Source organism: Nocardiopsis sp. NPDC055824 (assembly GCF_053616335.1).
The window spans coordinates 1-6,526 of sequence record NZ_JBSHDN010000280.1 but is presented as its reverse complement, the minus strand read 5'-3'; the positions used below and the strand labels follow the sequence as shown (position 1 = coordinate 6,526).

The window sequence follows — 6,526 nt, the reverse complement described above, 5'->3', positions numbered from 1 at the left end:
ATCGGGGCGGCCAACGTCGTCATCGTGCCGCTTGTGAAGGCCTGGTTCTCCGGCCGGCTCGCCCTGTGGACCTCGCTCTACCTCCTCCTCATGCAGACGGGGCAGTTCGTCGCCCCGCTCCTGGCCGTTCCGGTCGCCGAGGCGACCAGCTGGCGGTTCTCCGTCGGGATCCGCGCCGGTCGGCGCGGGCGGGCGCAGGGCCCTTCCCCGCCGACGGGCGGGGCGGGCCCGGACGTCCCGGCGCGGGTGAAGGAGCGCGGCGGCCGAGAGCCGCGGCAGCGCACCGTCCACGGGCCCGTCCCGGCCCCCTCCGGGCCCATGACAGGACCCCGGGGGCGGGGTTTCGGCCAGCCTCGAAGGCGCGTAACGAGCGCAGACCAAAGAGAAGTCTGAACTATTCCACGACGGGCGATTCGTACGTGCCCCACAACACCGTGGTGGGGCCCCGCGATACCCTGCGGGACCCCACCACGTGTCGGTGCGCCCCCGGCCCGGGGACCGGCGCGCACCGGCTGCTAACGCGCTCCGCCCGGTCGCCGGTGGCGGCCGGGGAGGAGCGGTGTCACTCCTCGCCCTCCTGGCGACGGCGCCAGCGCTCCTCGAAGCGGTTCATCATGCCGGGGCGGCTGCCGCCCCTGCGCTTCTGCTTGGGCTCCGCCGCGGCGGCCGCGGCCTCGGCACCCCCGCCGGACGCCTTCCGCCATGCGTTGGCCCCCCACAGGAAGCACGAGAGCATGACGAGGAAACCGAGGACGCTGATGGTGACCTGGACAGCGGTGGACTGGAGCATCAGCCCCGTCATCAGCAGCACCACGCCGACGACGAAACCGAGCCCTGCCTTGATGATCCAGCGCTTGTAATGGACCGCGGGGTTCGTCTGCCGAACTGTGTTCGCGAACTTCGGGTCCTCGGCATACAGCGCCCGCTCGATCTGGTCGAGCATGCGCTGCTCGTGTTCAGAGAGCGGCACGGCGCCTCCCTACGACAGTCCCCGATTGGGGTGACGGGTACTGATGAACAGTCTCTTGGTCAGTGGTATGCCCAGAATACGTTGCACTAGCGCCTGGTGGAAAGAAAAGCTGCGCGCGCACCTGGCCCACAACGGCCACGATACCCTCGCCCTGTATCGGAAACACCGGCTTCCATGCCTCTCTTCTACCCTGACTCCGGTCGTACCCTTAGAACGCTCCGAGGGCCCCGGAAGTTGCCGCATCATACGTCGTTTTCGTCACGCTTGGCCAACACAGCCGACTGTATCGCGCCTGGACCGAAACGAGCTGTCACCTGGTCCATAACCCGTTCAACGTCCCGCCAACCGGAGTCCTCCTCTCCCAACGCCAATTGACGATGGGCCCGGTCCGCAGGAGCGACCCCCTCGACGCGTACGCCGATCAGGCGCAACGGTGTACGCCGCAGTCCGGAGGCCGCGTACAGATCGCGGGCGACGGCGCTGATCTCACGGGCCACGTCGGTGCTCTCGGCCAGGGTCCTGGAGCGGGTGATCGTGGAGAAATCCGCCCGGCGCAGCTTCACGCTCACCGTGCGCCCCACCTGGCCCGACGCCCTCAGCCGTCGCCCCACCTTCTCCGCGAGCCTCAACAGCTCCCTGTCCACCACGTCCGGGTCCGCGACGTCGTCGTCGAAGGTCTCCTCGGCGCCGACGCTCTTGTCGGCGGTCTCGGCGACCACGGTGCTGTCGTCCTCACCCCGCGCCAGCGCCGCCAGGCGGGTGCCGGCCTTGTTCCCCAGCTCCATGCGCAGCAGGTCCGGCTCGTACCGGGCCAGCTGGCCGACCGTGCGCAGGCCCAGCCTGGCCAGGGTCTGCTCGGTCTTGTCCCCCACCCCGGGCAGCGCGCCCACGGGCAGCGGGTCCAGGAACCCCCGCACGTGGGCGGTGGGCACCAGCAGCAGCCCGTCGGGTTTGCAGTGGGTGGAGCCGAGCTTGGCGGTGAAGCGGTTGGCGGCCACCCCGACGGAGCAGGTCAGCCGCTGCTCGGAGCGCACGCGCTCACGGATCATCGCGGCGATCCGCACCGGTCCGCCCAGGCGGCGGCGGGCCCCGGACACGTCCAGGAAGGCCTCGTCCAGGGAGAGCGGCTGCACCAGCGGGGTCACCGAGCGAAGGATGTCCATCACGGCCTCCGACGCCTGCCGGTAGGCGGCGCCGTCGGGTGGGAAGACGGCCGCGTCGGGGCACAGGCGCAGTGCCCGGGCCATCGGCATGGCCGAGTGCACGCCGCGCGAGCGGGCGAGGTAGTCGGCGGAGGAGACGACGCTGCGGGGACCCGTGCCCCCCACGATGACGGGCCGGTCGCGCGCCTCGGGGTGGCGCAGCTGCTCGACGCTCGCGAAGAAGGCGTCCATGTCCAGGTGCAGGATGTGGCAGTCGGAGTCGGGACCGGACCCGTCCGCGGGGAAGTCGGCGCCCAACGGCACGATGCCGTCGGGGGAGACCATGCCCCGTAGCGCGGCACCGCGTTCCAGCTGACGTCGGCTCATAGGACCAGGTTATGCCCTGCCCAGGCGTGTGCGCCCCCGGGTTCCCGACTCAGGAACCCCGCACGCCCGGGCCCCGGAGCGGCGGGCGGGGGCGGAACCCCGCCCCCGCGAGCGGCGCCCGGGAGGGCGTCAGCGGGGGTCCGGGCGAGCCCCTCAGGGGCGGTGGGCGATGGCGTGCAGCTGCGTGGCGATCCCGGTCAGCTCGGGGTGCTCGGCGGCGGAGCGCTCCAGCTCCACCAGGTGCTGTCCGGCCTGGGCGTCGCCCTCCCAGGCGTGCCCGGGCACCAGGTCGGCGAAGACCCTGACGCCGCGGACGCTCCCCCCGGTCAGGCCGGCCCCGTCGACGAGTTCGAGGAGCTGCTGCCGGGTGAACCGGCGCGGCATCGGGTCGGCCTCGCCCCAGCGACCGTCCGGGTCGCCGAGCAGGCGCCGTGCCTCGGCGATGTGCCCGGCCAGGGCGCGGTGCAGCGCCCCTGCCGCCGCGTTGGTGACGAGGAGGCTCACGGCGCCGCCCTCACGGGTGATGCCGACCACGTCGCGCAGCGCCGCGACGGGGTCCTCCACGTATTCCAGCACGTTGTGCACCAGCACGAGGTCGGCACTGCCGGGCGCGAACAGGGACGCCAGGTCGCGGGTCTCCCCCTGCACGCCGCGCACGGTGACGCCCTGCTCGGCCGCACGGCGCTCGAGGGCCGCGAGGGAGTCGGGACTGGGTTCGACCACCGTCACGCGGTGGCCCAGCTCGGCGAGCGGGACCGCGGCTCCGCCGGTGCCCCCGCCCGCGTCGACGATCTCCAGGGGACCGTCGTCCGCGAGGCCCTCCAGCAGCTGTGAGAGGGCGTCCCACACGACCGCCGTCCGGGCCGCGCCGGCGGCCCGCGCCGGGCCGGTCGCCCAGCCCGCGCCGGAGCCGCTGCCGGTGGTCGCGCTCACGCCGGTCCTGTCAGTCACTTGCGTCCCCTCAAGCACGTTGCCCCGACCGTCCCGCCCGTTCGGCGGTGTCAGAGCGAGAGCGTCGCCTTGTTCTCCATCAAGCGTGACAGAAGTCCGCTGATGAAGTTGGGCGACTCGTCGGTGGAGAGCTCCTTGGCCACACCGACGGCCTCGGCGATCGCGACGCCGTCGGGGATGTCCTCGGCCCAGAGCAGCTCGTAGGCGCCCATCCGGAGGATGTTGCGGTCGACGACCGGCATGCGCTCCAGCGTCCAGCCGATGGCGTAGGCGCCCAGGAGCTCGTCGATGCGCTCGCGCCGCCCGTCGACCGAGCGGGCCAGGTTCTCCGTGAACTCGTTGATCGGAGGTTCGGGCTGGGCCCGACGGCGCCCGATGACGTCCTCCACGGAGGTGCCGCGCACCTCGGCCTCGTAGAGGACCTCGACCGCGCGCCGCCGCGCCTTGCGCCGTGCTCCGCTCATCAGTTGACTCGCCCGAGGTAGTCGCCCGTACGGGTGTCGACCTTGACGCGCTCGCCCTCGGTGATGAACAGGGGCACCTGGATGACGGCGCCGGTCTGGACGGTCGCGGGCTTGGTGCCGCCGGTGGAGCGGTCGCCCTGGACGCCGGGGTCGGTCTGGGTGATCTCCAGCTCGACGGCGGCGGGGAGCTCGACGTAGAGCGGGTTGCCCTCGTTGGTGGCGACGGTGACCTTGGTGTTCTCCAGCAGGAAGTCGCTGTTGTCGCCGACGACCGTCGCGGAGACCGGGATCTGGTCGTAGGTCTGGGTGTCCATGAAGATGAAGGACTCGCCGTCGTGGTACAGGTACTCCATGTCGCGGCGGTCCACGCTGGCGAACTCGACCCGGGCGCCCGCGTTGAAGGTCTTGTCGACGATCTTGCCGGTGAGCACGTTCTTCAGCTTGGTGCGGACGAACGCGCCGCCCTTGCCCGGCTTGACGTGCTGGAACTCGAGGACGCTCCAGAGGACGCCGCCGTCGAGTCGCAGGGTCGTGCCGTTTTTGATGTCGTTCGTCGAGGCCACTTCGGTCGTCTCTCCAGGGGTGTGACACGTCGGGGACCGGGCGGGGCCCGGTCGGTGGTCGGTGGGGCGGTGCGCGGGCACCTCGGGGAGCTTCCCGAGTGCACCAGTGCGCACATCACCTGTGTGCAGTCTAGTGGCTGTGCGGGACCCGGGCGTCGCCGGTGACCGCGCGGTACGCCTCGTCCAGCAGTTCGGGGGCGGGGCCGCTGAGGATGGAGGGGGAGGCCGGGCCGTCGAGGACGACGAAGCGCAGGGTCGCCCCCCGGGCCTTCTTGTCCACGCTCATGGCGGCGCGCAGCTCCGGCCACGACTCCTGCGCGTAGGAGGTGGGCAGGCCCACCGACGAGAGCAGGGAGCGGTGGCGCTCGACGAGGCCGGCGCCGATGCGCCCGTCCAGGCGGGCCAGCTCCGCGGCGAACACCATGCCGATGGCGACCGCGTAGCCGTGCCGGAAGGTGTAGTTCTCGGCCCGCTCGATCGCGTGCCCGAGGGTGTGGCCGTAGTTGAGGATCTCGCGGCGGCCGCTCTCCTTGAGGTCCCCGGAGACGACGTCGGCCTTGACCCGGATGGCGCGCTCGATGAGTTCGCGCGTGTGGGCGCCCTCGGGGCTCGCGGCGCCCTCCGGGTCCTCCTCCACCAGGTCGCAGATGACGGGGTCGTCGATGAACCCCGCCTTGATGACCTCGGCGAGGCCGCCCACGTAGTCGGCCCTGGGCAGGCTCGGCAGGGTGGCGAGGTCGCACAGGACGCCGGCCGGGGGGTGGAAGGCGCCGACGAGGTTCTTGCCCTCGGGGGTGTTGATGCCCGTCTTGCCGCCGACGGCCGCGTCGACCATGCCGAGCAGGGTCGTGGGCACCAGCACGGAGCGCACCCCGCGCAGCCAGGTGGCGGCGACGAACCCGGCCAGGTCGGTGGCGGCGCCCCCTCCGACGCCCACCACCGCGTCGCTGCGGGTGAAGTTGAGCCGTCCCAGCCGGGACCACAGGTCGGCGGCGACGGCCGCGGTCTTGGCGGCCTCTCCGTCGGGGACCGGCAGGGAGTGGGCGCGGTATCCGGCGGCCTCCAGGGCGCCGACCACGGGGCGGGCGATCCCGTCCAGGCCCCCGGGGTGGATGACGGCGACCTGGGCGGCGTCGCCGACCAGCGAGGGGAGCTCGGAGAGGACGCCGCTGCCGACGACCACGTCGTAGCGGCCCGAGGGGTCGCCGACGCCGATGCGGGTCACGGTCACTGCTGGGCCCTTCCGGTGCTCTGCCCGGTCAGCGTGGGCAGGATGGAGTCGACGATCTCTTCGGGGTGGAAACCGGTCGTGGGGACGGTGACGGTGGCCAGCCCCTCGTAGACGGGCAGGCGTTCGTTGAGCAGCTTGCGCAGCTGCGTCCGGGGGTTGCCCGAGAGCAGGGGCCGGGCCGCGTCCATGCCCACGCGCTTGGCGGCCTCCCCGAACTCGACGTGGAGGTAGACCACGTGGTGGTCCGCCAGGTCGGTGCGGGTGTCCTGGTCGAGTACGGCGCCGCCGCCGACGGCGATCACGCCCTCCCAGGCGCGCAGGCCCTCGGCGACGACCTCGCGCTCCAGGGCGCGGAAGCGCTCCTCGCCGTCCTCGATGAAGATGTCGCCGACGGGTTTGCCCGCACGCCGCTCGATCTCGGTGTCGGTGCACAGCAGGTCCGCCCCGAGCCGTCGGGCCAGCGCCTCGCCGACGGTGGACTTGCCCGATCCGGGCGAACCGATGAGCACCGCGATCGCTCTTGCCACGCTCTGCCTGCCTAGGTGGGATCCGGGCCACCGCCCGCGTGCGCGGGTTGTCCGGTGGACCCTGCGAGTGCTGTCAGCGCACCCGGCCGTCGCGTGCCCGTGGGACCGCCGGCGGGTGCGTCTGCCCTCCTGTCTAGCAGAAACCCGGCGTGCCGGGGGCGGGGGGCCGCGTCACGGAGGTCCCGCCCGGCGCGGGGCGCGCCGCCCGGGAGGCGGGCCCCTGCCCCGTGGCGCCGGGGATCGGGGGCGTGCCGTGCGGGGCCCGCGCCCCGCCCGGGAAGGGGCGGGACG

General features: G+C 72.8%; 7 protein-coding genes and 1 pseudogene. 1 reads left to right on the top strand and 7 read right to left on the bottom strand.

The window, feature by feature from the left end:
* Window positions 1–393 (top strand): annotated as a pseudogene (locus ACWGL3_RS30110) (hypothetical protein); the annotation flags it as partial.
* Between the two features lie 169 nt (window positions 394–562).
* On the opposite strand, the gene ACWGL3_RS30105 reads toward ACWGL3_RS30110, so the two are convergent.
* The 7 genes from ACWGL3_RS30105 to ACWGL3_RS30075 all read right to left on the bottom strand — a co-directional run bounded on the left by ACWGL3_RS30105 (window position 563) and on the right by ACWGL3_RS30075 (window position 6,217).
* Complete coding sequence (locus tag ACWGL3_RS30105) at window positions 563–970, bottom strand: DUF3040 domain-containing protein (RefSeq protein ID WP_267945829.1); 408 nt, start codon at window positions 968–970, stop codon at window positions 563–565.
* 242 nt (window positions 971–1,212) lie between these two features.
* Window positions 1,213–2,499, bottom strand: a complete 1,287-nt coding sequence (gene dinB / locus ACWGL3_RS30100) for a DNA polymerase IV (RefSeq protein ID WP_267945830.1) — start codon at window positions 2,497–2,499, stop codon at window positions 1,213–1,215.
* Between the two features lie 153 nt (window positions 2,500–2,652).
* Window positions 2,653–3,450, bottom strand: coding sequence for a methyltransferase domain-containing protein (locus ACWGL3_RS30095; protein ID WP_267945831.1), 798 nt, complete (start codon window positions 3,448–3,450; stop codon window positions 2,653–2,655).
* Between the two features lie 50 nt (window positions 3,451–3,500).
* Complete coding sequence (gene nusB / locus ACWGL3_RS30090) at window positions 3,501–3,914, bottom strand: transcription antitermination factor NusB (RefSeq protein ID WP_267945832.1); 414 nt, start codon at window positions 3,912–3,914, stop codon at window positions 3,501–3,503.
* Complete coding sequence (efp, locus tag ACWGL3_RS30085) at window positions 3,914–4,477, bottom strand: elongation factor P (RefSeq protein WP_267945833.1); 564 nt, start codon at window positions 4,475–4,477, stop codon at window positions 3,914–3,916. The genes nusB and efp overlap by 1 nt, the downstream gene beginning before the upstream one ends.
* Window positions 4,478–4,607: 130 nt before the next feature.
* Window positions 4,608–5,708 (bottom strand): 3-dehydroquinate synthase, encoded by a 1,101-nt coding sequence (gene aroB / locus ACWGL3_RS30080; RefSeq protein WP_344176360.1) that lies wholly within the window; start codon window positions 5,706–5,708, stop codon window positions 4,608–4,610.
* Window positions 5,705–6,217 carry a shikimate kinase gene (locus ACWGL3_RS30075; protein ID WP_330159653.1) on the bottom strand — a complete coding sequence of 171 codons (513 nt, stop codon included), beginning with the start codon at window positions 6,215–6,217 and terminating at the stop codon, window positions 5,705–5,707. The genes aroB and ACWGL3_RS30075 overlap by 4 nt, the downstream gene beginning before the upstream one ends.
* Window positions 6,218–6,526 lie beyond the last annotated feature (309 nt).

Bases quoted from the DNA above. Each gene is read 5' to 3' on its own strand.
- dinB (WP_267945830.1), bottom strand. From the start codon at position 2,499: ATGAGCCGACGTCAGCTGGAACGCGGTGCCGCGCTACGGGGCATGGTC.
- nusB (WP_267945832.1), bottom strand. From the start codon at position 3,914: ATGAGCGGAGCACGGCGCAAGGCGCGGCGGCGCGCGGTCGAGGTCCTC.